We start from the raw sequence: 22,090 nt of genomic DNA, 5'->3' as shown, positions 1-22,090 counted from the left end.
GCATGCTTCTACATCAATCGACCTGGATCGAGATCGGGCAGTTCCTGGAACGCAGCCGCACGGTGGTGATCCCCATCGGCTCCAACGAACAACACGGCCCCACCGGCCTGCTGGGTACCGACTGGATGTGCCCGGAAATCATCGCCCATGAGGCGCAAAAGAACGCCGACATCCTCATCGGCCCGACCTTCAATATCGGCATGGCCCAGCACCACCTGGGTTTCCCTGGCACCATTTCCCTGCGCCCTTCCACCTTTATCGCTGCGATTGGCGACTGGGTGCGCTCGCTGGCCGGGCATGGTTTCGACAAGATCCTGTTCCTGAACGGTCACGGCGGCAATATCGCCACGATTGAAGCGGCGTTTTCCGAGCTGTACGCCGAGGCGAGCTTCGGCCGTCGCCCTGCCGGGTTTGCGTTGAAACTGGTGAACTGGTGGGACTTGGAAGGCGTCACTGACCTGGCGCACCGCCAATTCCCGGTGGGCCATGGCAGCCATGCGACGCCTTCGGAAATCGCGGTGACGCAGTGGGCGTACCCGGACGCGATCAAGTCGGCCGACTACTCCCCGCAGATCGCCAACACCGGGCCGATCCGTGAAGCCCTGGACTTCCGCGCCCGCTTCCCCGACGGGCGCATGGGCTCGGACCCGGCGCTGGCGACGGTGGAGAAAGGTGGGGAGTTGGTGGCGCTGGCGGCTCAAGGGCTGGTGAAAACGGTTAACAGCTTCAGCAATGAAGCCAGACCTTAGGCCTTATGCAGATTCAAATGTGGGAGGGGGCTTGCCCCAATGCCAGTCAGTTAAGGAGGAACACTGTAACTGTGGTGAGCGGGCTTGCCCGCGTTGGGGCGCGAAGCGGCCCTAAAACCCGCAACCCGGTTCAGCCTGGAAGAATGCAGTGACTGTATTGGGGCCGCTTCGCGCCCCAGCGCGGGGCAAGCCCGCTCACTACGACGGGCTTGTTTACCACCATCAGCGTTGTTTCATGCGGTCGATGACCACCGCCAGCAGCAGGATCGAACCGCTGTGGTGAGCGGGCTTGCCCCCTCCCACATCGGTTATCTGCAGTCCTGCGCCACCTGTTCAAGCCGCGACGGCGTAATGGTCGACGCCAGCGGCTTGCGCTCATACAAAAACACCTTGCCGCCGTCCCCCGCCTTGTAGACCTCCAGCACGTCATCGGCGGCAATCTTGCTGGTCAACACCAGCTTGGCGTGGCGCGAGTTCTGGGTCACCGTCGACGTGATGCCGTGCTTTTCCAGCTTGGGAAGCAGGCATTGCACATAGTCATCCGGGCTCTTGCCGGTTTGCAGGGTCAAGGTCGGATTATTGGGAGCGGAAACACAACCGGCCAGCAACAGGGCCGCGACCGGTACGAAAAAAGAGCGCATGAAAAAATCCTGAGTCTAAAAATAAAGGTTCACATCAACCCGCGCGAACCAGCGCCTTGAGCGAGGCATCGAACTGCTTCAACGCATCGAGCTGCACATCCCGCTGCTGTTCGATCCGCGCGGCAATCTCCGGTGCGGCCTTGTCGTGCACCCACACCGAGGGCACCTGCCTGTGCACCGAGCCTTCGGCCTTGGCGATGTATTGCAGGTTCGCGTCATAAAACCGTGCGATAAAACGCGCTTCGACCTGATCGTTGCGCTGGGTCAGCAATTGGTTATGGGTATCGAGCATCACCACCACATCGGGGCGAGCCTGCACCAGGGCATCCAGGTTGTCGTAGACCGTCACCGACAAAAAGGTTCCCTGCAGCGAGCTCATCAACCAATCAATGGCCAGTTCCGGGTCGGAGCTGTTGACGAACGCCTCGCGGATACCTGCGTCAAGGGCATCCCTGGCGCCGTTCAAGGCCATGTCGTGGTAGCGTTCAAGGTAGCTGAGGTTGTCGCGGGTGTTATCGCTTAACAACACCCCCACCGATTGCGCATGCTGCAGGGAGTCTACGCTACCGACGATAGGTAGCAAATGGCCTGCACGCAATTCATCAGCGATCGCTGCGTTGTTGACGATCACAGTGCCCAGCATCAGCATCATTAAACCCAGCTGAATCAACGTCCTCATCGCGCATTTCCTTGAACAGCGTCTCGATGCAGACGATTTTGCGCTTTTCCTGAAAAAACAGAACTTGCGTTGCATGATGGTGACTATTATCTGAACCGATAGTGCTCACATAAAACCTATAAGGACCACGCCATGAAGCCTCACCAGAAAACCTTCGACCGCATCCGCGAAGCCGTCTTGCCGGAGTTTCGCGAGCGGGTCGCCGATTACCTGGTCGAGTATGAACAGGTACTGCTGGATGAGGCGTCGGAGGCCGACCAGGTGCACGCCAGTGCCCAGCAGTTGCGCGGCTACCTGCGTGGCTTGAACACCACGCGGGTGCTGGGCATGGCCGATTGGGAAGACCTGGACCGGCGCGTCATGCAAATGACGACCAGCGCTACAGCGCAGGACGTTGCAGGTTGACCCACGCCTGCACGGACGGCCGGCGCCACTGGCGCTGCGCATAAGCCACCAACTCGGCAGGTACGCTGTCGCCGTTGAGAATCAGGCGATTGAGCATCACCGCCAGGTCCACGTCAGCAATGCACCACTCACCGAACAAGTACGAAGGGTTGCCCGCCAACAGCACCTGCGCCGCACTGATCAAGCGCCGGGCTGCCCCTTGGGCGTCGGCTGACAACGGCGGCATTTTCTGCCCATAAAACACCACCAGGGTCGAACGCTCCTGGCGAATCGGCAGCAAATCACTGCGCAACCACGCCTGCACCTGTCGTGCCCTCGCCCGCTGTTTGGGATCGGCCGGGTACACGGCTGTCTCGGGGTAGGCCTGGTCCAGGTATTCGGTAATCGCGGAGGATTCCGACAAGGCAAAATCGCCTTCCACCAGGGTCGGCACGCGCTGGGTCACGGATAGCTGGGCAAAGTCGGCTGTCTGGTTTTGCGCGGTGTCCAGGTCCAGGGTGACCAGGTCGAAGGCCAGGCCTTTTTCCCGCAGGGTGACGAACACCGACATCGCGTACGGGCTGGTGTAGAGCGAATCAACGTAGAGGCGCAACGGGGGCTGGTTCATAACGGGGCTCCTTGGGTGAAGCCCTACGCTACGAGATGCGCGCCGAGAAAGACAATGCGCGGTTTTTATGGGGGCATTCCCGGGCGGAATAGCGGGTTAACCGGCAAACCCGCCCTTGTCCAGAAAGGCGCGCTCTTCATCCGTGGTGACCCTGGCCAGCACCGCATTGCGATGGGGAAAACGCCCGAAGCGCTCGATGATCTGCGCGTGTTCCTTGGCCCAGCGGTAAGTGTTGGCGTCCAGTGGCTGGTTGAGGGCCAGGGAGCGTTGCTGATCCCTTGGGTCTTCCGAGTGTTCGAACGGCAAATAACAGAACGCGCGCAATGCCGGCTCCACCTGCTGGTCGAGCCCGGCGTCCACCATGCGCGCGGCATACAGACGCGCGAGCGGGTCGGTGGCAAACATGTGCGCGGTGCCGCGAAAGGCGTTGCGTGGGTATTGGTCGAGCAGGATCAGCAAGGCCAAGGCGCCTTCGGCTGAATCCAGCCAGCTTTCCAGCTCGCGCCGGGCGGCCTGCAGGTGGGTGGCGTGGAAGGTGTCGCGGAAGGTGGCGTCGAACCCATCGTCCTTGGCGAACCAGCGCTTGGGGCCGGCGTGCTGCCAGAAGTCGATGACGGTTTGAGGGGTGCTCATGCTCAGGGGCTCCGGGTATGGGTTTACTGAAGGTATCAGAAGCGGGATCAATGGAGGGCAACGCGTCGATTAATGTTATAGGATAACGCCAATTTTCCGCCCTGCCCTGTGATCCCGCCCATGACCGATGCCGTTCCCCTGCGCCAACGCCTGCTCTCCATCGACGCCCTGCGCGGCCTGGTGATCCTGTTCATGCTGCTCGACCACGTACGCGAGACCTTCCTGCTGCATCGCCAGGTCAGCGACCCGATGAGCATCGACAGCACCGAGCCCGCGTTGTTTATCAGCCGCACCCTCGCCCACCTGTGCGCGCCGGTGTTTGTGTTGCTCACGGGCTTATCCGCGTTTTTATACGGCCAGAAATACCAGGGCCGCCGCGATGTGTCGGCGTTCCTGTTCAAGCGCGGGTTGTTCCTGGTGGTGCTGGAGTTCACCCTGGTCAACTTCGCCTGGACCTTCCAGTTGCCGCCCAGCGTGATCTATCTGCAGGTGATCTGGGCGATTGGCATCAGCATGCTCGCCCTCGCCGCGCTGGTGTGGTTGCCGCGCCCGCTGTTGATCGTGCTGGCGCTGGTGATCATCGGCGGGCACAACCTGCTGGATGGCCTGCACTTCGACCCAGGCTCGGCGCTGCATATTCCGTGGACGATCCTGCATGAACGCAGTTGGATTGACGTGTCCGACACCCTGCGCCTGCGCACGACCTACCCGGTACTGCCGTGGATCGGCGTGATTGCCCTGGGTTACGGCCTGGGACCGTGGTTTGCCAATGCCACGCGGCCTGCCGTGCGCCAGCGGTATTTGCTGCTCGGCGGCTTGGGTGCGTTGCTGGGGTTTGTGCTGTTGCGTGGGCTCAATGGCTACGGCGAGAAACCCTGGCAGGCGTATGACAACGGCGTGCAGACGCTGATGAGCTTTTTCAACGTCACCAAGTACCCGCCTTCGCTGCTGTTCCTGGCGTTGACCCTGGGCATTGGACTGTTACTGTTGCTGGCGTTTGAACGCGCGGGGCATCGACGCTGGATCGGCGTGTTGGCGGTGTTTGGATCCGTGCCGATGTTCTTTTACCTGTTGCACCTTTATGTGCTGAAAGTGCTGTATGTCGCCTGTGTCGCGCTGCTTGGCCTGAACCAGGGCAACTACTTTGGCTTCGACAGCATGGGCGCGGTGTGGCTGATGGCGCTAGTATTACCCTTGGCGCTCTACCCGCCGGTGCGCTGGTTCGCCGGGCTCAAGGCGCGGCGGCGCGACCTGGCCTGGCTCAAATACCTCTAATCTGACACAGATCCAAATGTGGGAGCTCGCCCATACTCATCGTGGCATAGGTATCTACACAACTTTCAGAGACTGGCGAGTTCCCCCTGTGGCGAGCGGGCTTGTCCCGCGTTGGGCCGCGTAGCGGCCCCAAAACAGCCGCTATGGAGTTTCTGATATACCGCATTCTGCTTTACTGGGGCTGCTGCGCGGCCCAGCGCGGGGCAAGCCCGCTCACCACAGCAAGCCCCCTCCCACATTTTTTACGATATCAAGCCAACTCAGCGCGTAGCTGGCGAGCTGCAGTGACCATATGAATCAACGCCGCCTCCGTCTCCGGCCACCCCCGCGTCTTCAACCCGCAATCCGGGTTCACCCACAGGCGCTCGGCAGGAATCCGTTTCGCCGCCTTGCGCAACAGGTTGGCCATTTCCGAGGCATCCGGCACCCGTGGCGAGTGGATGTCGTAGACGCCTGGGCCAATGTCATTGGGGTACGCGAAAGCTTCGAACGCATCCAGCAGCTCCATGTCCGAGCGTGACGTCTCGATGGTGATCACGTCGGCATCCATGGCCGCGATGGACTCGATCACATCGTTGAACTCGCTGTAGCACATGTGCGTGTGGATCTGGGTTTCATCGCGCACGCCCGAGGCGCACAGGCGGAACACTTCGGTGGCCCAGTCCAGGTAGCCTTGCCACTGCGCCTGGCGCAACGGCAGGCCTTCGCGGAACGCGGCTTCGTCAATCTGTACGATCTTGATGCCGGCGGCCTCCAGGTCGACCACTTCGTCGCGAATCGCCAGGGCCAATTGGCGCGCCTGCACTTCGCGGCTCACGTCTTCGCGGGGGAACGACCACATCAGCATGGTCACAGGTCCCGTCAGCATGCCCTTCATCACCTTGCGGGTGAGGCCTTGGGCGTAGCGGATCCACTCCACCGTCATCGCCTTCGGGCGGCTCAGGTCGCCGAAGATCACTGCCGGCTTCACGCAACGCGAACCGTAGCTCTGCACCCAGCCGAAGCGGGTGAACACATAGCCGTCCAACTGCTCGGCGAAGTACTCGACCATGTCGTTGCGCTCGGCTTCCCCGTGCACCAGCACATCCAGACCGAGGTTTTCCTGCACCTCGACGGCGTGACGAATCTCGCTGTGCATGGCTTCGACGTATTCGGCCTGGCTCAACTTGCCCTGTTTGCAGGACTGCCGCGCCAGGCGGATCGACGCGGTCTGCGGGAACGAACCGATGGTGGTGGTCGGGAACAGCGGCAGGTTCAGGCCCGCACGTTGTTTCTCGATACGCTGGGTAAACGGCGACTGGCGCTGGCTGTCCTGGCGGGTAATCGCCGCCACCCGCGCCTGTACCGCAGGCTTGTGGATACGCGGCGAGGCCGCGCGGGCCGCCTGCACCGCGCGGCTTTCGGCCAGGGCAGCAAGGACGTTGGGCGCTTCAGGCTGGTTAACCGCTTGCGCCAGCACCGCCACTTCAGCGCATTTTTGCACGGCGAATGCCAGCCAGCTTTTCAGCTCGGCATCCAACTGGTCTTCACGGCCCAGGTCCACCGGGCTGTGCAGCAGCGAGCAGGATGGCGCCACCCACAGGCGATCACCGAGTTTTTCATGGGCGTGCTGCAAGATGGCCAGGGCGTTTTCCAGGTCGCAACGCCAGACGTTACGGCCGTTGACCACGCCCAGGGACAGCACTTTATAAGCCGGCAGGCGGTCGAGGATGGTCGGATACTGCTCCGGCGCACGCACCAGGTCGATGTGCAGGCCATCCACCGGCAGGTTCGCGGCCAGGCCGAGGTTCTCTTCCAGGCCACCGAAGTAGGTCGCCACCAGCTTTTTCAGCGGGTCGCGCTGGATCAGGTTGTAGGCACGCTCGAACGCGTTCTTCCATTCCTGCGGCAGGTCGAGGACCAGGATCGGCTCGTCGATCTGCACCCATTCCACGCCGAGGTCGGCCAGGCGCTGGAAGATCTGGCCGTACAACGGCAGCAGGCGCTCAAGCAGGTCGAGCTTGTCGAAATCCCCCCCCTTGGCCTTGCCCAGCCACAGGTAGGTCAGCGGGCCGATCACCACCGGCTTGACGGTGTGGCCCAGGTCGAGGGCTTCCTGCACCTCTTCGAACAACTGCTCCCAACCCAGGTGAAATTGCTGGTCGACGCTGAATTCAGGCACCAGGTAGTGGTAGTTGGTATCGAACCACTTGGTCATTTCCTGGGCGTGGGCACCGCCGCAGCAGCTGTCGCTGACACCCCGGGCCATGCCGAACAACGTGTGCAGGGTGGCGTTGCCGTCGGCGGGACGGAAACGCTCGGGGATCACACCGAACATCAGCGAGTGGGTCAGCACCTGGTCGTACCAGGCGAAATCACCGGCGGGCAGCAACTCGATACCGGCCTGTTTCTGCAGATCCCAGTGGGCCTTGCGCAGTTCACGGCCGACGGCCCGCAGGCCGGCTTCGTCGAGTTCGCCCTTCCAGAACGCTTCCTGCGCTTTTTTCAGTTCACGATCGCGTCCAATGCGCGGAAATCCGAGGGAATGAGCGACTGCCATGACAAAAAACTCCAAGCGGTTGGGATGGGAGCTATTGTCGACAGCACAGCATAATGAGACAAACTCATTTTACTACTGATGAGCAAGAGTTTTATTCATATTCACCAGCAGCACCTCAACAGCCACCGCCCTGTGCCGCTGGAGCATCTCAAGAACGCTTGTAAAGGCCACGGTAGTCCCACCATGGGGAGGAGACGGGCTTTCTTATCTTGGGAGGATAGAGTGAACGTATAAAACTGATATCACCCTTTGAGAGTTCGCTATTTCCCTCGATGGCTTTGCCGTCGTTGAGCCAATTGGCAGCAAAACCGTAATGCATAATGGATTTTTGATCGTAGGGGGCACTGACGACACCTTCAGTTATTTTTTTCATATTGTAGTCAACCCCTTCTCGATCAGCTTGGCTGGCCAGCGCTGGGTAAATCTGCGAAATGTTCAAATCCAAGGTGTTTTCCGGATGTTGGTGTTCATGATGCAGCCCTAGGGCATGGCCAAACTCATGCAATATCGTGGCTGCACTCCCTGAATTCATCCCGTTCTTGAAGTTGATGAGCATGGTTGGTTTATCGGCGTCTTGACGTTTCGATTCAGTGCCCAACCCTGACCAATTGCCGTCCCCCCCTTCAATTCTGATATCCCCACCGGGCTTGTCAGTGAAGTCGAACTTCAAGTTAACGTGAGGCGCCCACTTATTGATGTTGTCTCTTGTGAATTTCTTTTGCTCATCGGTCATGCCCGCCATGGAAATTTTTAGAGTTGAATGTTGCGGCCACAGTCCATCTTGAGTAGCGACCCCTCGCTTTCCTCTGGAAAGTACAGATGCAGCTTTACTGTTGGCTTGGTCGACGCTGTCGCTGGGCTGATGGGGTGGTATAAAAGCACTTGAGTAGGCATTCGGATTAACGTTCAACGTAGTGTCCTCGGCTGTGACGTATTCCCGGTACGTCGTACTTCAGCGTTATTCGTTCCTCAGACTCTATGACGAAAGTTTACGAGCAACGGCACACATGCCGGCTTCGCCGAGTTCGCCCTTCCAGAGCACTTCCCGCGTCTGCTTCAGTTTCACTGATTGCGTCCAATGCGCGCAAATTCCAGGGAATGAGCGGCTGCAATGAATAGCACTCCACTGCAGATCACCCACCGCTGGTCGCGACCTATCTATTAGGCCTACCATGGCCCCAAACAAACATTCAAATGAGCACTCATGATCAAAGCCAGCCTGCGTAGTCACCTCACCCTATGGTTTGCCGGGTTGTCGCTGCTCATCTTGTTGAGTGTGGGTTTCTACGTGGGGCACATCGCCACCGAGCAGATGAAACAGGCCAGCGCCAATACGCTGTTGAGCACTGCGCGCTCGACGGCGGCGCTGCTGGCCGTGCAACTGCGCGAACGGCAGCTGGAAGTGGCGTTGCTCAGCAAGGCCCCGCTGTTTCGCCGTGGCGACCTGGATGCGCCGGACATCCTGGCCTTGATGGAACTGCGCACCCAATCGCGCGCCGAGTACGCGTGGATGGGGGTTGCCGACGCCGACGGGCGTGTGCGCCAGGCCGTCAACGGGCTGCTGGTCAATCAATCGGTGCAGCAGCGCCCCTGGTTCCAGGCCGGCCTGCGCGGTGAGTACACCGGCGATCCCCACGAGGCAGTGCTGCTGGCCAAACTGCTGCCGGGCGCGGCGAATGGCGAGCCGCTGCGCTTTATCGACTTTGCCGCGCCGATTCGCAATGCCCGTGGCGAGACGATTGGCGTACTGGGCGCCCATGCCCACTGGCGCTGGGTGACGCAGATCGTCGATTCCGCCGTAACGCAAAAAGACGCCCTCCCCGATATCGAGGCCTTGATTGTCGACTTCGATGGCAAGGTGCTTTACCCCGAAGCCCTCGCGGGTGAACAGATACCCTCAGACAAGCTGCTCACGTCGGCCGGCTGGTTCTCCGGCAACGGCTACGTCACGGCCTCCGTCGCCGTGCCAAGCCCGTCCAACGCCAGGATGAACTGGTACATCATGGTGCGCCAGCCGTTGGACGTAGCCCTGCAACCGGCGCGCAGCCTGCTGTACAAATTGCTCGTGCTCGGCCTGCTCGCGGCGATCACTTTTGTAGTGGCCGCGTATTACCTCGCCTCCTCCCTCAGCCGTCCCATCGAGCGCCTGGCAAAGTCCGCCAAACAGGTGCAGGACCATCAGCCCGGCGCGGTCTTCCCCCAGGAACACCCGGTGCTGGAGATTGCCCAACTGGGACAATCGCTCACCGGCATGACGCAATCGCTGCTCGCCAAGGAACGTGAACTGCAAGACGCCAACGCCTCCCTGGAAGCCACCGTGGCGCAACGCACCGCCGACCTCACCCAGGCCAACGCCGACCTGCTCAAGCTGGCCACCCACGACGCCCTCACCGGCGTGTTCAACCGGCGCCGCTTCGACGAAAAACTCGCCGAGAACAGCCTGCTGTTCCAACGTACCGGCCGCACCTTCGCCCTGCTGCTGATCGACGCCGACTATTTCAAGCGCGTCAACGATACCTACGGCCATGCCATCGGTGACGATGTGCTGTGCCAACTGGCAGCCCTGATAGAAAACACCACGCGCGCCACCGACTTCGTTGCCCGTTATGGCGGAGAAGAATTCGCCGTGCTGCTGCCGGAAGTCGAAGCGCCGGACAGCCCTGACGTGGTCGCCGAAAAGATCCGTGTGGCTGTCGAAGCGGCAGTGTTCCCAAGCGTGGGTCGCCTGACCGTGAGTATCGGCGTGGGCGTGGCCGAGCCTTCTGACCGCGACTCCCTGGCATTGCTCAAGCGCGCGGACATGCGCTTGTATGAGGCCAAGGGCGCGGGCAGGAATCGGGTGGCGTGAGCAAGCCCCCCTGTAGGAGCGAGCTTGCTCGCGAAGAACCCAAGGACACCGCTGGCATTCTGAACAGGCGCGTTATCGTTGACGTTTTTCGCGAGCAAGCTCGCTCCTACAAAGATGAGGGGCTCAGCGGTACTACATCAACGGAATCGAATAACTCACAAACACCCGATTCTGGTCCTGGTCCCGCGCCACTTCACTGCGTGACACGCCGTTACGCCAGCCGAAGCCGACGTTCTTGAACGTGCCGCTCTGCACCACGTAATCCAACGAGATGTCCCGCTCCCACTCGCTGGCGTCGTTGCCGCTGGTGGTGAGGATGTGCTCGCCCTTGAGGTACATCACCGAGGCCTTCAGGCCGGGTACACCCAGCGACGCGAAGTCGTAGGCGTACTGGGCAAAGCCGGTGCGTTCGCCGGCCTGGATGAAGGTCTGCACGGTACGGTCGGTGTAGAGGTACAGGCTGGCACCGCCCTCGCCTTTGTTCACCAGGCCGCCCTGGTTGAGTTGGGCGAAGTTGCTGTCGTCCGAGACTTGCTGGTAGCCGGCGGTGATCGCGTGCGGGCCGAGGGAGTAGATGAACGCGGCGCTCCAGGTGTTGTTGTCGATTTCACCGTTGCCGTTCTTGGTGAAGCCGCCCAATTTGTAGCCTTCGGCACGTCCGGCGGCGCTGCTGTTTTTGCCGTCGGAACTGGTCTTGAAGTAGCGCAGGTCGGTTTTCAATGAGCCGTATTCGCCCAGCGGCAATACGTGGATCAACCCGGCGAAATGTTGTTGGTAATAGTCTTCGAGGTTGGCGTAGTAGTACTGGACCATCAGGTCCTTGGTCAGTTGATAGTCCGCACCGGCGTAGGTGAATTTATTGCTTTCCCGGGTACCGCCCGCCGCTGCCAGGCCGCTGCGGTCGCTGGAGCCGCGACCGGTGGTGTGCTCAAGCTGGCCGCCGACCAGGGTCAGGTTGTCGATGTCCTTGCTGGTGACCTGCCCGCCTTCGAACGACTGCGGCAACAGGCGGCCGTCGTTGCTCACCAGGATCGGCAGGTTCGGGCGCAGGTAGCCGTAGCGCGCTTCGGTCTTGGCAAAGCGCGCCTTGGCCGTCGCGCCACCACGGGCCCAGTTATCCGTGGCCTTGCCGTCTTCGGTGGGGATCATCGAGCTGCCGACATGGCGCGCGGCGCTGCTGTCGAGGGTCACGCCGAGCATGCCGATGGCGTCCAGGCCAAAACCGACGGTGCCGTCGGTGAAGCCCGACTGGTAGTTGAGGATAAAGGCCTGGCCCCACTCTTCGGTCTTCGACGGTGCCGCCGTGCCGTCGCGGTTGTCGTTATTGAAGTAGAAGTTACGCATGCTCAAGTTGGCTTTGCTGTCGCTCAAAAAGTCAGCAGACGCCAAGGGGCTCAGGGCAATGCCCAGGCCGCCGGTCAATACACTTAATACATTCAACGTGGCTTTCATCAGGACGAACTCCGGCGCGGAACCCAGGTTCCGGGCGCAAAAAATGGGCAGCAGGATGCCGTCGGCCAAATGTGAAGTTGGCCGCGGCGTTAACGGTTATTCAGTTGCTTAGTTGTTAGCGAGTTGAGTGAAGTGAAACCTCCGTAAGCCTCAGTCAATCAATCCATGAGCGTCATAAAACGGGTACGGCCCCGGGTAATCCCCGAACACGCCGTTGTGGCTGATCAGGCCCTGTTGCGCATCCCAGCGATGCAACAGATACCCCGCCGGCTCCAGATTGAAATGCGCGGGCGCGGCGTCCTGCAGGTCCAGCACAATCTGATGGGAAGTACCGGGGCACACACAACTCAAGCTGCCGCCAAAGCGTCGTTGCATCGGTCGGTGCAGGTGCCCGCACAGCAGGCGTTCCACTTGCGGGTGGCGAGACACAACTGCTTCCAGCGCCGCAGCGTTGATAAAGGGTTCGCGGTCCATATGGCCGATGCCGCTGATAAACGGTGGATGGTGCAGGATCAGCAACGTCGGCACGTCCGGGCGGCGTGCCAGTTGCGCGTCCAACCAGTGCAATTGGCTGTCCAGTAGCTGGCCGCCGTGCCCACCCGGGATAGTCGAGTCCAGGCCGATCAAACGCAGCGGATGCTCGTCCACCACCCAGTCCAACGGGCCCTCTGCCGACAACGGCAAATAGGCGTGATCACGGAATGCCTCGAGCAACGGACCGCGTGTGTCGTGGTTGCCGGGCACCAGATAGCACGGCATGTGCAGGCGCGCGAGTTCGGGGTGCAGCACGGCGTATTCATCGGCGCGGCCGAAGTCCACCAGGTCACCGCTGACCACCACGATATCGGGCCGTGGGTGGCTGGCGTTCAAATGGTCGACGGCACGGCGCAGCGCGCCCAGGGTATCGACCACCCCATACGTCAGGCGCTGGCCGGCTTTAAGGTGCAGGTCGCTGATTTGCGCAACAAGAAACGGACGATTCACAAGCAAACTCTCACGCATTCAGGGTGAACAACATGTGCGGCGCAATCGCCAGGGCAATCGGCGCGCCGACGGCGTACAGGTGGTTATCGCTGCAGTCCACCAGCAGCGGTTGCGGGCCGCCCACGTCCACCAACAGGCGGCTTTGCGCGCCCTGGAAAAACTGCGCCAATAGATGGCCGTGCAAGTGCCCTTCGCTCTCCATCACCCGCAAGTGTTCGGGGCGGCAGTACACCGTGTTGGGCACGTCGACGGCCTGCCACGGCAACTCGCCGCCGCAGACTTTCAGGCCATGGGCTGTTCGCGAGGTGACGGCAAAGGCATTGAGGTTGCCGACAAAACCGGCGACGAAGGCATTCGCCGGCTTTTGGTAGATCTCCCGTGGGCTGGCCAGTTGCGCGACGCGGCCGTGCTCCATCACCAGGATACGATCGCCCAGGGCCATGGCTTCGCCCTGGTCGTGGGTGACAAATACCGAGGTGATACCGAGGCCGCGCAGCAGTTCATTCAGCTCGCTGCGCAGGCGCTCACGCAATTGCGCATCCAGGGCGGCCAGCGGTTCATCCAGCAACAGCACTTTAGGGCGCGGCGCCAGGGCACGGGCCAGGGCCACCCGTTGACGTTGGCCACCGGACAATTCGTGGATGCTGCGCTTGCCATGCTGTTGCAGGCCGACCAACTCCAGCAGTTCCTCACAGCGCTTGTTCCGCGCAAGCGGCGCCATGCCGCGAATCTTCAAGCCGTAGATGATATTGCCGGCCACATCGAGGTTGGGAAACAGCGCGTAGTTCTGGAACACCATGCCCACGTCGCGGCGCTCGATGGGCAGGCGGGTGACGTCGTCGGTGCCGAAAAAAACCTGGCCCACATCCGGGCGTTCCAGGCCGGCAATCAGGCGCAAGGTGGTGGTCTTGCCGCAGCCGGACGGGCCGAGGATCGCCAGGGTCTCACCGCCTTCGACGGTCAGGTTCAGGTCATGCACAGCCACGGTGCCGTCGGCGAATGCCTTGCGACAGCCTTGCAGGCGGATAGTGATAGCGGTCATCGACGCTCTCCACGGGACAAACGAGCGCTGATGGCCTGCAACGCAATCAGCAGCGGCACGATCATCAGCAAAAAGATAAGGGTATAGGCGCTGGCGATTTCCAGGCGCGCCGAGGCGTAGCTGTCGGCCAGGCCCACGGGCAATGTCTTGGTCATCGGCGTGTGGAGCATCCAGGTCAGGTTGAATTCCCCCAACGACAAGGTCACCACCATCAGCACGCCCGCCAGAATCCCCGCCCGGCAGTTGGGCACCACCACGCTGAAAAAGCGCTTGATCGGCCCGGCGCCCAGACTGGCCGCCGCCTCTTCCAGCACCGGCAGTTGCTGGCGTTGCATCACCGCCATCACCGGACGTACCAGGAACGGCAAGGTGAACAACACATGGCCCACCAGGATGAACAACCAGCTGCTGCGAAAAGTGCCGAACTGGCCATAGGTGAGCAGCAACGCCAGCGCACTGGCCAGCCCCGGCATCGCCACGGGCAGCACCATCAGCTCTTCGAAGGCACGGCTGAAGCGGTTGTTCATGCGCACCAGCGCATAGGCCGCCGGCACGCCGATCACGCAGACACACACCGCGCACGCCAGGGCCAATTGCAACGACAGCCATACGGTGGGCGAATAGGCCTGCCATACCTGGATCAGCCAGTCGAACGTCAGGCCGCTGGACAGGCCGACGAAGAAATTGCGCGTCAACCCGGCCAGCAACGACATCAGCACCGGCACCAGCATGAACGCGCACACCAGCAGGGTGAACAGCAGTTGCATCACAAACAGCGATGAGCGTTTCACAAGACCGTCCCCGCATTTTTCACCAGGCGTCGCGTGAGCAACAGCACCGCCCAGGTCACCGCGCCGAGCACCACCGACAACGCGGCGGCGACGGCAAAATTGGCGTAGTTGGTGAATACATTGTAGATCGCCACCGGGGTTACATTCAGGCGCGTGCCCAAGGTGAACGCGGTGCCGAACGCGCCCATGGACGTGGCGAAGCAGATCGCACCGCAGGACGCCAACGCCGGCGCCAGGCCCGGCACGATCACGTCGCAGACCACCCGCCAGTGCCCTGCTCCCAGCGAATGCGCGGCTTCTTCCAGGCTGCGGTCGAGGCTTTCGCACGCGGCCATCACCGTGAGGATCACCCGCGGAATCGAGAAGTACAGGTAGCCGACAAACAGCCCGGCCAGCGAGTAGGCAAAGATCCAGCGCTCACCGGCCAATTGCAGGCCCAGGGACGCCAGCAACCCCTGGCGCCCGGCCAGCAGGATCACCAGGAAGCCCACCACCACCCCCGGAAACGCCAGGGGAAACGTGAGCAACGCCACCAACGCCGAGCGCCCGAAAAACTGCTGGCGCGCGAGGAACACGCCGCTGATGCCACCGATCAACAACGCGGTGAACGTCACCACGATGGCCAGCACGCAGGTCTGCGCCAGGCTGCCCAGGTACTGCGCGCTGCTGAGCACCTGCCAATAGCCGCTGCCGTGGCTGTCGCGGCTATCGGCGCCGAGCACCATCAAGTGTGCCAGCGGCAGCAGCCAGAACGCGAACAGCACTGCAAAGGCCGGGGCCAGCGCCCAGGCTGCCTGTTTTGCCGATGCAGCCACTTACTTGACCTCGTTCAGGTAACGGGCGGCGAAGGCTTCCTGCACAGCGGCCATTTTCTGATAGTCCACCACACCGGCGCGGGCGTAATCGCTGTCGGGCAGGAACTGCGCGGCGACATCGGCCGGCATGTTCACTGGGCGTACCGGGCGCAAGTACGCCTTGGCCCAGAGGGCCTGGCCTTGGTCCGACAATACGAAGTCCAGCACCTTCTCGCCATTGGCGCGGTGCGGTGCGTTGGCCACCAGGCTCATCACATAGGGCACGCTGATGCTGCCTTCCTTGGGGATCACGAAGGCGACGTTGGCGTTGTCCTTGTAGCGGGCGCGGTAGGCGTTGAAGTCGTAGTCCACCAGGATCGGCAACTCGCCGGACAGTACCCGCGCATAGGCGGTCTGCTTGGGCACGATGGGGGCGTTTTTCGCCAGTTTCTGGAAGTAGTCGATGGCCGGGGCGAAGTTGTCCAGGTCGCCGCCCATTGCGCGGTTGATCGCCACGGCAGAGACGTAACCGACGAAAGCGCTGGACGGGTCCAGGTAGCCGACCATGCCTTTATATTCAGGCTTGAGCAGGTCGGCCCAGCTTTGCGGCACCGGCAGGCCACCCAATGCCTCGACGTTGACCATGATGCCCAGGGTGCCGGAGTGGATCGCAAACCACTGGCCGGCGGGGTCTTTCAACCCGGCGGGGATCTGTTCCCAGCCCTTGGGCTTATAACCCTCGACCACGCCGGCCTTTTGCGCCTGCAAGCCGAAGGTCACGCCGTAGTAGACCACGTCGGCGACGGGCGCGGCCTTTTCGGCCACCAGTTGCGCCAGGGACTGGCCGGAGTTCTTGTTGTCCAGCGGCACCTGCACACCGGTGCTGGCGGCGATGGCCTTGAGCTGGGTGCCCCAGTCGGCCCAGTCCGGCGGGCAGTTGTAGCAAATCGCGGTGTCGGCGGCCTGGGCCAGGCTGGCCACACCGCAGAGCAGCACGGTGGCCAGGGTTTTACTGAATGCGCGCATCAAGGGACTCCTCAAAGGGTTGGGTACTTTCGCCCGGCCGGATATGGCAAGGCAGGCAATGGGAAATGGGATCGTTGCCGGCGATCTGCGCCAGCAGTTGGTCAATCACCGTACTGGCCAGCAGCGCGATGGGCTGTACCACGCTGCACAGGGTCGGGTGCATCTGGGTGCCGAGGGCGATGCCGTCAAAGCCCATCACCGACAGTTGCCCAGGTACATTCCAGGCGTTGCGGCGCAGCTCGGCGATCAGGCTGATAGCCAGGAAATCGTTGGAACACACCAGCGCGCTGGGGGCGTCGGGGCCGTTGAGGTACGGCTGGATGGCAGCGAATTCAGCCTGGGTATGGGCGGGCATTTCGATCACCGCGCGGCTTTTGAGACCGTATGCCTTCATCGCGTCGCAGTAACCGGCATAGCGCAGGCGTGCGCGGTCGGACTGCAAGGCGGGGCCGGCGACCATGCTGATGCGTCGATGACCGGCCTCCAGCAGGTAACGCGTGGCCAAGGCCATGCCGGCGCGGTTGTCCACCGACACGGCGCTGTAGTTGGGGTTGCTCGGTTGGTGATAGGCCAGCACGAACGGCGTCCGTTCGGTATTCAGGCTGCTGAGCACGCTGTTGCTTTCGGCATCGGTGACCGTCAGCACCAGGCCATCGACGCGCTGGCGCAGCAGTTCTTCCACTACGATGCACTCGCGCTCGCTGCTGTAGTCGGTGGTCGCCAGCACCAGGCTGTAGCCACGCAAACGTGCGGCACGCTCCATGGCCTGGAACTGTTCGGCGAACACCGGGTTGAGCAGGTTGGGCACCACCACGCCGATCAACTGGGTCGTTTGCAGGCGCAGTTGGCGGCCGAGCAGGTTGGGCCGAAACCCCAACTCCCGGGCAGCGGCGAACACCTGCTCACGGGTCGCCGGGCGCACCTGGTCGGGAGAGGCAAAGGTGCGGGCGGCGGTCGCGCGGGATACGCCGGCCAGTCGCGCTACGTCTTTCAGGTCAGTCATGTTTACTCGCTTGAGATCGATCTCATTGGCGAGGACAGTAACGGCGGAATGTGGCAGGAAGGTGGTGGGGAGATGACGGTTTGATGGCAGTGCAACAAAGTCACATAGGCCAAAATGTGGGAGGGGGCTTGAACCCGATAGTGGTGTGTCAGGCACCCTATTGGCGGGCTGGTCCACCGCTATCGGGAGCAAGCCCCCTCCCACACCGGGCCGGTGCATATCCTTAGATAGTCATACTCCGGGGCTATGCTTGAAAAACCGGCGTGCAAAATCCGCCCACTAACCTTTCGATTCGATCCAAGTGCGGGCACAATGCGTGTCCTTTTTTGGCAGGCACCGCCGCAGGCTCTCAAAAATGATCAAAACGCCGTACTACCTCATCGATAAACAGAAGCTTCTGGTCAACATGCAGAAGATTGCTTACGTGCGCGAGCAGTCCGGCGCCAAGGCCCTGCTGGCGCTCAAGTGCTTTGCCACCTGGTCGGTGTTCGACCTGATGCAGGAATACATGGACGGCACTACCTCGTCGTCGCTGTATGAGTTGAAGCTCGGTCGCCAGAAGTTCGAAGGTGAGGCGCACGCCTACAGCGTGGCCTGGGCCGATGATGAAATCGAAGAGATGCTCGATAACTGCGACAAGATCATCTTCAACTCCATCAGCCAGCTGCAGCGCTTTGCCGAACGCAGCGAAGGCAAGACCCGCGGCCTGCGCGTCAACCCGCAGGTGAGCAGCTCCGACTACCTGCTGGCCGACCCGGCGCGTCCGTTCAGCCGCCTGGGCGAATGGGACCCGGTGAAGATCGAAGGCGTAATCGAGCAGATCTCCGGCTTCATGTTCCACAACAACTGCGAGAACGGCGACTTCAACCTGTTTGACCAGATGCTCAACACCATCGAAGAACGCTTCGGCGCGCTGCTGCACAAGGTCAACTGGGTCAGCCTCGGCGGCGGCATCCACTTCACCGGTGAAGGCTATGCCATCGACGCCTTCTGCCAGCGCCTCAAGGCGTTCTCGCAGAAGTACGACGTGCAGGTCTACCTGGAACCCGGCGAAGCGGCGATCACCAACAGCGCCTCCCTGGAAGTCACCGTGCTCGACACCCTCTACAACGGCAAAAACCTCGCCGTCGTGGACAGCTCCATCGAAGCCCACCTGCTGGACCTGTTGATCTATCGCCTCAACGCCAAGCTGGCGCCGAGCGAGGGTGAACACACCTACATGGTGTGCGGCAAATCCTGCCTGGCCGGGGACATCTTCGGCGAGTATCAATTTGATCGTCCGCTGGCCATCGGCGATCGGCTGTCGTTCATCGACACCGCGGGCTACACCATGGTCAAGAAAAATTGGTTCAACGGCCTGAAAATGCCGTCCATCGTAGTGAAACAACTCGACGGTACAGTCGAAGTGGTTCGTGAATTTGGTTACGACGACTACCTGTCCAGCCTTTCGTAAGCTGGCGGATATAGGAGAAATAAAGCAATTGAAAAAGAACGTTCTTATCATTGGTGCAGGAGGTGTCGCCAAGGTGGTGGCCCACAAGTGCGCGCAGCACAACGACGAACTCGGTCGTATTGCTATCGCGTCGCGCAACATCTCCAAATGCCAGGCCATCATCGACAGCGTCAAGGCCAAGGGTAGCCTCAAGGTTCCCGCCGACATCCAGGCCTTCGCGCTGAACGCCCTGGACGTGGAAGCGACCAAGGCCCTGATCCGCGAGACCGAATCGCAGATCGTCATCAACGTGGGTTCCGCGTTCCTCAACATGTCGGTACTGCGTGCCTGCATCGACACGGGCGTTGCGTACCTCGACACCGCCATCCACGAAGAGCCGGGCAAGGTCTGCGAGACCCCGCCGTGGTACGGCAACTACGAATGGAACCACCTGGAAGAGTGCAAACAGAAGAACATCACCGCCATCCTTGGCGTGGGCTTCGACCCGGGTGTCGTCAACGCGTATGCCGCGCTGGCGCAGCAACAGCATTTCGACCGCATTGATTCGATCGACATCCTCGACGTCAATGCCGGCTCCCATGGCAAATACTTCGCCACCAATTTCGATCCGGAAATCAACTTCCGCGAATTCACCGGGCAGGTGTGGAGCTGGCAGAACAGCCAGTGGACCAGCAACACCATGTTCGAAGTCAAACGCACCGACGACCTGCCGGTCGTGGGTTCGCAGAACCTCTACCTCACCGGCCACGATGAAGTGCACTCGCTGTCGAAAAACCTCGACGTGCCCAACGTGCGGTTCTGGATGAGCTTCGGCGAACACTACATCAACGTGTTCACCGTGCTGAAAAACCTCGGCCTGCTCTCCGAGAAGCCGGTCACCACCGCCGAAGGCCTGGAAGTGGTGCCGTTGAAAGTGGTCAAGGCCGTGCTGCCCGACCCGTCTTCGCTCGCCCCGGGCTACACCGGCAAGACCTGCATCGGCGACCTGGTCAAAGGCACCAAGGATGGCCAGCCACGCGAGATGTTCATCTACAACGTGGCGTGCCACGAAGAAGCCTTTGCCGAGACGGACAGCCAGGGCATCTCCTACACCGCAGGCGTTCCACCGGTAGCCGCAGCGCTGCTGGTCGCCCGGGGCGAGTGGGATGTGAAACACATGGCCAACGTCGAGGAACTGCCGGCTGAGCCGTTTCTCAAGGCGCTGGACGTGATGGGCCTGCCGACTCGCATCAAGGACGAGAACGGTGATCGGGCCTGGGATGCGATTGCCTGATAGGCGATAGCTGACCGAACAAAAAAATGCGCCCTCAGGGGCGCATTTTTTGTTTGGGGTAGGTAGCGATTACAAACCAATAAAGATCCAAATGTGGGAGGGGGCTTTTGTGGTGAGCGGGCTTGCCCCGCGCTGGGCTGCGAAGCGGCCCCAAAACCGGCCAATGGGTTATGACTGAAAAAACGCGGTGCCTGGATTGGGGCTGCTTCGCAGCCCAGCGCGGGGCAAGCCCGCTCACCACAGAGTTATGTATAAGCCTTTAAGAGTTGTGTAGATACTCATGCCCGATGAGGCCGTGTCAGTTGATGCATCTTGGCTGACACACTGCTATCAGGGGCAAGCCCCTCCCACAGGGATAGCACTTCGCCCCAGACTCTCAGCGTTTTCCCACGACTGTTTCAGGTTGTCGCTCGGAACGCGGCTGACTAACCTCTGCGCCGTCGCTGCCAATTCAGCGACCGGATTTGACCGTCCGGCCTTGTTAACGAACTGCTACGCCCTGCACCTATCCCAGGCGTTTTTTTTGTGCCTGAGGTATCGTGTCGCGGCAGTTGTGCGCGGGATACTTTCGGGTATGCCGGGTTCGTTGACAACCGGTCGGTCAACCCGCGTACAGCTGCCACCCTCTTCGTTTGACCGCGAACGCTGGCGGCTCCACTTGTCGACGGAGTTCCACCATGATTAAAGACACCCCAAATCCTCCAGATAAACTCTTCACCGTGCGCCCCGACCTGGGCGCGGAAACCCTGCTGGTCAACGCCTCCCAGGATCTATCCTCCATCACCGACATCGCCACTCACCTGGCCTTTGAAATCGACGGTGCGCAACGCAATGTGGCGTTGGGTATCTGCCGAATGCTGGAAGGTGTGCAACTGTTGGTAGACAAAGCATTGGATGAAGCCCATCCAGCGGCATGACACCCAGATCATCGTTCCCACGCGCGTGGGAACGAGCTCAAAACACCGACCACCCAATCCGCTCACTCAACAACTCCAACGCCTTGATACCCGCCAGCGAATTCCCCGCCGCGTTCAACTCAGGCGACCACACGCACACGGTAAATTGCCCCGGCACCACCGCGACAATGCCGCCGCCCACACCGCTCTTGCCCGGCAAGCCCACGCGGTAGGCAAAGTTGCCCGCCTCGTCGTACAGCCCGCTGGTAGCCATGATCGAGTTGACTTGCTTGGTCTGCCGCGCGGTGAGGATCTGTTCGCCGCTGTGGGCACTGGTGCCCTCGTTGGCGAGGAAGCTGAACGCCTTGGCCAGGTCCAGGCAGCTCATCTGCAGGGCGCAGTAGTTGAAGTAGCTGTGCAGCACCGCGTCCACATCGTTGTGGAAGTTGCCGAAGGACTTCATCAGGTAGGCCATGGCGGCGTTGCGTGCGCCGTGCTGGGCTTCGGAGTCGGCGACCACGCTGTTGACCAGGATCTGCGGGTTGCCCGACAGGCGCCGCACGAAGTCGCGCATCGACAGGATCGGCACGGCAAAGCGTGATTGGTTGATGTCGCAAATCACCAGTGCGCCGGCATTGATGAAGGGGTTACGCGGGCGGCCGCGTTCGAATTCCAGTTGCACCAACGAGTTGAACGGTTGCCCCGAAGGCTCGTGGCCCAGGCGTTCCCAGATGGTTTCGCCGCCGTGGTCGATGGCCTGCACCAGGCTGAACACCTTGGAAATGCTCTGCACCGAGAACAGCGTATCGGCGTCACCGGCGCGGTAGGCCGAGCCGTCATTGCCGTATACCGCGATGCCCAGTTGGTTGGCCGGTACATCGGCCAGCGCGGGAATGTAGTCGGCGACTTTGCCGAGGCCGATCAGGGGGCGCACTTCGTCGAGGATCGACTCCAGCAGCGCCTGCATGTCTTGTCCTGTCATCTGTCTTTGAATCAGTGG

21 protein-coding genes are annotated in these 22,090 nt (G+C 61.4%); 7 read left to right on the top strand and 14 right to left on the bottom strand.

Annotated features, from left to right (window positions below; translation table 11 throughout):
• The first annotated feature begins 2 nt into the window (after positions 1-2).
• The gene (locus tag BFQ01_RS06180; RefSeq protein ID WP_027607227.1) at positions 3-749 is read left to right on the top strand and encodes a creatininase family protein; all 747 of its coding nucleotides are present in this window, start codon (positions 3-5) and stop codon (positions 747-749) included.
• Between the two features lie 308 nt (positions 750-1,057).
• On the opposite strand, the gene BFQ01_RS06175 is transcribed toward BFQ01_RS06180, so the two are convergent.
• Positions 1,058-1,390, bottom strand: a complete 333-nt coding sequence (locus BFQ01_RS06175; RefSeq protein WP_027607228.1) for a hypothetical protein — start codon at positions 1,388-1,390, stop codon at positions 1,058-1,060.
• 34 nt (positions 1,391-1,424) lie between these two features.
• On the bottom strand, positions 1,425-2,069 hold the full coding sequence (locus tag BFQ01_RS06170) for an ATPase (RefSeq protein WP_065924605.1): 645 nt from the start codon (positions 2,067-2,069) through the stop codon (positions 1,425-1,427).
• Positions 2,070-2,201: 132 nt separating this feature from the next.
• Between BFQ01_RS06170 and BFQ01_RS06165 the strand changes: the two genes are divergently transcribed.
• Positions 2,202-2,474: a hypothetical protein gene (locus BFQ01_RS06165; protein WP_065924604.1), complete on the top strand. Its 273-nt coding sequence runs from the start codon at positions 2,202-2,204 to the stop codon at positions 2,472-2,474.
• Here the strand turns inward: BFQ01_RS06165 and yfcF are convergent.
• Positions 2,449-3,081: a glutathione transferase gene (yfcF, locus tag BFQ01_RS06160; RefSeq protein WP_065924603.1), complete on the bottom strand. Its 633-nt coding sequence runs from the start codon at positions 3,079-3,081 to the stop codon at positions 2,449-2,451. The two genes, BFQ01_RS06165 and yfcF, sit on opposite strands and share 26 nt — an antisense overlap.
• 96 nt (positions 3,082-3,177) lie before the next feature.
• Entirely contained in the window at positions 3,178-3,714 is a 537-nt protein-coding gene (locus tag BFQ01_RS06155; RefSeq protein ID WP_137212212.1) for a DUF924 family protein, read from the bottom strand.
• 120 nt (positions 3,715-3,834) lie between these two features.
• Here BFQ01_RS06155 and BFQ01_RS06150 point away from each other — a divergent pair, with 120 nt between their 5' ends.
• Positions 3,835-4,989, top strand: a complete 1,155-nt coding sequence (locus BFQ01_RS06150; protein ID WP_065924602.1) for a DUF1624 domain-containing protein — start codon at positions 3,835-3,837, stop codon at positions 4,987-4,989.
• Positions 4,990-5,239: 250 nt separating this feature from the next.
• On the opposite strand, the gene metE is transcribed toward BFQ01_RS06150, so the two are convergent.
• Positions 5,240-7,528, bottom strand: a complete 2,289-nt coding sequence (metE, locus tag BFQ01_RS06145) for a 5-methyltetrahydropteroyltriglutamate--homocysteine S-methyltransferase (RefSeq protein WP_065924601.1) — start codon at positions 7,526-7,528, stop codon at positions 5,240-5,242.
• A gap of 148 nt (positions 7,529-7,676) precedes the next feature.
• Entirely contained in the window at positions 7,677-8,438 is a 762-nt protein-coding gene (locus BFQ01_RS06140) for a M12 family metallopeptidase (RefSeq protein WP_141691248.1), read from the bottom strand.
• 294 nt (positions 8,439-8,732) lie between these two features.
• Between BFQ01_RS06140 and BFQ01_RS06135 the strand changes: the two genes are divergently transcribed.
• Positions 8,733-10,376, top strand: a complete 1,644-nt coding sequence (locus BFQ01_RS06135) for a sensor domain-containing diguanylate cyclase (protein ID WP_065924599.1) — start codon at positions 8,733-8,735, stop codon at positions 10,374-10,376.
• 132 nt (positions 10,377-10,508) lie between these two features.
• Here BFQ01_RS06135 and BFQ01_RS06130 read toward each other — a convergent pair whose 3' ends face one another.
• The 7 genes from BFQ01_RS06130 to BFQ01_RS06100 all read right to left on the bottom strand — a co-directional run bounded on the left by BFQ01_RS06130 (position 10,509) and on the right by BFQ01_RS06100 (position 17,468).
• A complete protein-coding gene (locus BFQ01_RS06130) occupies positions 10,509-11,828 on the bottom strand; it encodes an OprD family porin (RefSeq protein ID WP_065924659.1) in 1,320 nt (439 codons plus the stop codon).
• A gap of 150 nt (positions 11,829-11,978) precedes the next feature.
• Complete coding sequence (locus tag BFQ01_RS06125; RefSeq protein WP_065924658.1) at positions 11,979-12,812, bottom strand: phosphodiesterase; 834 nt, start codon at positions 12,810-12,812, stop codon at positions 11,979-11,981.
• 10 nt (positions 12,813-12,822) lie between these two features.
• A complete protein-coding gene (locus BFQ01_RS06120; protein WP_065924598.1) occupies positions 12,823-13,854 on the bottom strand; it encodes an ABC transporter ATP-binding protein in 1,032 nt (343 codons plus the stop codon).
• Positions 13,851-14,645 (bottom strand): ABC transporter permease, encoded by a 795-nt coding sequence (locus BFQ01_RS06115; RefSeq protein WP_065924597.1) that lies wholly within the window; start codon positions 14,643-14,645, stop codon positions 13,851-13,853. The genes BFQ01_RS06120 and BFQ01_RS06115 overlap by 4 nt, the downstream gene beginning before the upstream one ends.
• Positions 14,642-15,460 (bottom strand): ABC transporter permease, encoded by an 819-nt coding sequence (locus tag BFQ01_RS06110; RefSeq protein WP_053134326.1) that lies wholly within the window; start codon positions 15,458-15,460, stop codon positions 14,642-14,644. Before BFQ01_RS06110 ends, BFQ01_RS06115 begins: the two co-directional genes overlap by 4 nt.
• Positions 15,461-16,465 carry an ABC transporter substrate-binding protein gene (locus BFQ01_RS06105; protein ID WP_065924596.1) on the bottom strand — a complete coding sequence of 335 codons (1,005 nt, stop codon included), beginning with the start codon at positions 16,463-16,465 and terminating at the stop codon, positions 15,461-15,463. It lies immediately after the preceding gene.
• Positions 16,449-17,468 carry a LacI family DNA-binding transcriptional regulator gene (locus BFQ01_RS06100; RefSeq protein WP_027607242.1) on the bottom strand — a complete coding sequence of 340 codons (1,020 nt, stop codon included), beginning with the start codon at positions 17,466-17,468 and terminating at the stop codon, positions 16,449-16,451. The genes BFQ01_RS06105 and BFQ01_RS06100 overlap by 17 nt, the downstream gene beginning before the upstream one ends.
• 355 nt (positions 17,469-17,823) lie before the next feature.
• On the opposite strand from BFQ01_RS06100, the gene BFQ01_RS06095 reads away from it, so the two are divergent.
• The 3 genes from BFQ01_RS06095 (at position 17,824) to BFQ01_RS06085 (ending at position 21,111) form a co-directional block, all read left to right on the top strand.
• Entirely contained in the window at positions 17,824-18,921 is a 1,098-nt protein-coding gene (locus tag BFQ01_RS06095) for a carboxynorspermidine decarboxylase (RefSeq protein WP_027607243.1), read from the top strand.
• Between the two features lie 28 nt (positions 18,922-18,949).
• Positions 18,950-20,194: a saccharopine dehydrogenase family protein gene (locus tag BFQ01_RS06090; RefSeq protein WP_065924595.1), complete on the top strand. Its 1,245-nt coding sequence runs from the start codon at positions 18,950-18,952 to the stop codon at positions 20,192-20,194.
• Positions 20,195-20,871: 677 nt separating this feature from the next.
• The gene (locus BFQ01_RS06085; RefSeq protein WP_065924594.1) at positions 20,872-21,111 is read left to right on the top strand and encodes a DUF6124 family protein; all 240 of its coding nucleotides are present in this window, start codon (positions 20,872-20,874) and stop codon (positions 21,109-21,111) included.
• 37 nt (positions 21,112-21,148) lie between these two features.
• On the opposite strand, the gene glsB is transcribed toward BFQ01_RS06085, so the two are convergent.
• Positions 21,149-22,057: a glutaminase B gene (glsB, locus tag BFQ01_RS06080; RefSeq protein ID WP_027607252.1), complete on the bottom strand. Its 909-nt coding sequence runs from the start codon at positions 22,055-22,057 to the stop codon at positions 21,149-21,151.
• Positions 22,058-22,090: the final 33 nt, after the last annotated feature.

It is taken from the genome of Pseudomonas sp. 8 R 14 (genome assembly GCF_900005955.1).
In the GTDB taxonomy this organism is placed as follows: Bacteria; Pseudomonadota; Gammaproteobacteria; order Pseudomonadales; family Pseudomonadaceae; genus Aquipseudomonas; species Aquipseudomonas marginalis.
The sequence above is the reverse complement of the archived record's forward strand: the minus strand, read 5'-3'. Positions and strand labels throughout refer to the sequence as shown.